Origin of the sequence: Pseudomonas sp. ANT_J12 (genome assembly GCF_008370045.1) — a bacterium.
GTDB lineage: Bacteria > Pseudomonadota > Gammaproteobacteria > Pseudomonadales > Pseudomonadaceae > Aquipseudomonas.
Window position 1 is genome coordinate 1 of sequence record NZ_VOBN01000044.1, and the last position, 2910, is coordinate 2910.

The 2910-nt window shown below is 61.4% G+C and carries 1 protein-coding gene; it reads left to right on the plus strand.

All coding sequences use genetic code 11. The features are described from left to right. Positions 1-2910 (plus strand): beta strand repeat-containing protein (locus FQ192_RS33775; RefSeq protein WP_372242382.1); only part of this gene is annotated, 2910 nt, incomplete at both ends.

Sequence of the window (2910 nt, forward strand, 5' to 3'; positions counted from 1 at the left end):
ACGACGTCTACAAAGGTCCGACCACCGTTTCCGAGTCGATCAAGAATGCCTCGGGCGGGAATTTGGAAGCGGTAGCGCCAAACACCACGCCTGCGACCACCATCGTCAGCGATGTGAATGACGCGACCACGGTAACCCTGACGGCGACCCCAGGCGTTGCCGAGAACGGCACGATCACCTACACCGCGACCCTGACCGACGCCAAAGGCAACCTCGTCACCGCGCACAACGAACCCGTCACCGTCACCCTGAACAGCGGGAAAGTCATCACCATCGCGGTCGGTGAAAGCTCCGGCAGCTTGCCGGTCACGGCCGACAACGACGTCTATAAAGGTCCGACTACCGTCTCCGAATCGATCAAGGAAGCGGCCGGTGGCAACCTCGAAGCCGTAGCACCAAACACTACGCCTGCGACCACCATCGTCAGCGACGTGAATGACGCGACCACGGTAACCCTGACGGCGACCCCAGGCGTTGCCGAGAACGGCACCATCACCTACACCGCAACCCTGACCGACGCCAAAGGCAACCTGGTCACTGCGCACAACGAACCCGTCACCGTGACGCTGAACAGCGGCAAGGTGATCACCATCGCGGTCGGCGAAAGCTCCGGTAGCTTGCCGGTCACGGCGGACAACGACGTCTACAAAGGTCCGACCACCGTTTCCGAGTCGATCAAGGAAGCCTCGGGCGGGAATTTGGAAGCGGTAGCGCCGAACACCACGCCAGCCACGACCATCGTCAGCGACGTGAATGACGCGACGACCGTGACGCTCACTGCCTCGCCGACCGTGAATGAAAACGGCACCATTACGTACACCGCGACCCTGACCGATGCCAAAGGCAACCTCGTCACTGCGCACAACGAACCCGTCACCGTGACGCTGAACAGCGGCAAGGTGATCACCATCGCAGTGGGCGAAAGCTCCGGTAGCCTGCCGGTCACGGCGGACAACGACGTCTACAAAGGCCCAACCACCGTTTCCGAATCGATCAAGGATGCCTCGGGCGGGAATTTGGAAGCCGTCGCGCCAAACACCACGCCAGCGACCACCATCGTCAGCGACGTGAATGACGCAACGACCGTGACGTTGACCGCCTCGCCGACCGTGAATGAAAACGGCACGATCACCTACACCGCGACCCTGACCGACGCCAAAGGCAACCTGGTCACCGCGCACAACGAGCCCGTGACCGTGACGCTGAACAGCGGCAAGGTGATCACCATCGCTGTGGGCGAAAGCTCCGGCAGCCTGCCGGTCACGGCGGACAATGACGTCTATAAAGGTCCGACCACCGTTTCCGAATCGATCAAGGAAGCGGCCGGTGGCAACCTCGAAGCCGTAGCGCCGAACACTACGCCTGCGACCACCATCGTCAGCGATGTGAATGACGCAACGACCGTGACGCTCACTGCCTCGCCGACCGTGAATGAAAACGGCACCATCACCTACACCGCGACCCTGACCGATGCCAAAGGCAACCTGGTCACTGCGCACAACGAGCCCGTCACCGTCACCCTGAACAGCGGCAAAGTCATCACCATCGCGGTCGGTGAAAGCTCCGGCAGCTTGCCGGTCACGGCGGACAATGACGTCTATAAAGGCCCGACCACCGTTTCCGAATCGATCAAGGAAGCGGCCGGTGGCAACCTCGAAGCCGTTGCGCCGAACACGACGCCTGCCACGACCATCGTCAGCGACGTGAATGACGCAACGACCGTGACGTTGACCGCCTCGCCGACCGTGAATGAAAACGGCACCATTACGTACACCGCGACCCTGACCGATGCCAAAGGCAACCTGGTCACTGCGCACAACGAACCCGTCACCGTCACCCTGAACAGCGGGAAAGTCATCACCATCGCGGTCGGTGAAAGCTCCGGTAGCTTGCCGGTCACGGCGGACAACGACGTCTACAAAGGCCCAACCACCGTTTCCGAGTCGATCAAGGATGCCTCGGGCGGGAATTTGGAAGCCGTAGCGCCGAACACCACGCCTGCCACGACCATCGTCAGCGACGTCAATGACGCCACCACGGTAACCCTGACCGCGACCCCAGGCGTTGCCGAGAACGGCACGATCACCTACACCGCGACCCTGACTGATGCCAAAGGCAACCTCGTCACTGCGCACAACGAGCCCGTGACCGTGACGCTGAACAGCGGCAAGGTCATCACCATCGCGGTGGGCGAAAGCTCCGGTAGCTTGCCAGTCACGGCAAGTAACGACGTCTACAAAGGTCCGACCACCGTTTCCGAGTCGATCAAGAATGCCTCGGGCGGGAATTTGGAAGCGGTAGCGCCAAACACCACGCCTGCGACCACCATCGTCAGCGATGTGAATGACGCGACGACTGTGACGCTCACTGCCTCGCCGACCGTGAATGAAAACGGCACGATCACCTACACCGCGACCCTGACCGACGCCAAAGGCAACCTGGTCACTGCGCACAACGAACCCGTCACCGTCACCCTGAACAGCGGCAAGGTGATCACCATCGCGGTCGGTGAAAGCTCCGGTAGCCTGCCGGTCACGGCGGACAATGACGTCTATAAAGGCCCGACCACCGTTTCCGAATCGATTAAGGAAGCGGCCGGTGGCAACCTTGAAGCCGTTGCGCCGAACAAAACGCCGGTCACCACTACGGTGAATGACGTCAATGACACGACTACCGTGACGTTGACCGCCTCGCCGACCGTGAATGAAAACGGCACCATCACCTACACCGCGACCCTGACCGACGCCAAAGGCAACCTGGTCACCGCGCACAACGAACCCGTCACCGTCACCCTGAACAGCGGCAAGGTGATCACCATTGCCGTCGGTGAAAGCTCCGGCAGCCTGCCGGTCATCGCGGGCAACGACGTCTACAAAGGCCCGACCACCGTGGCCGAATCCATCAAGGATG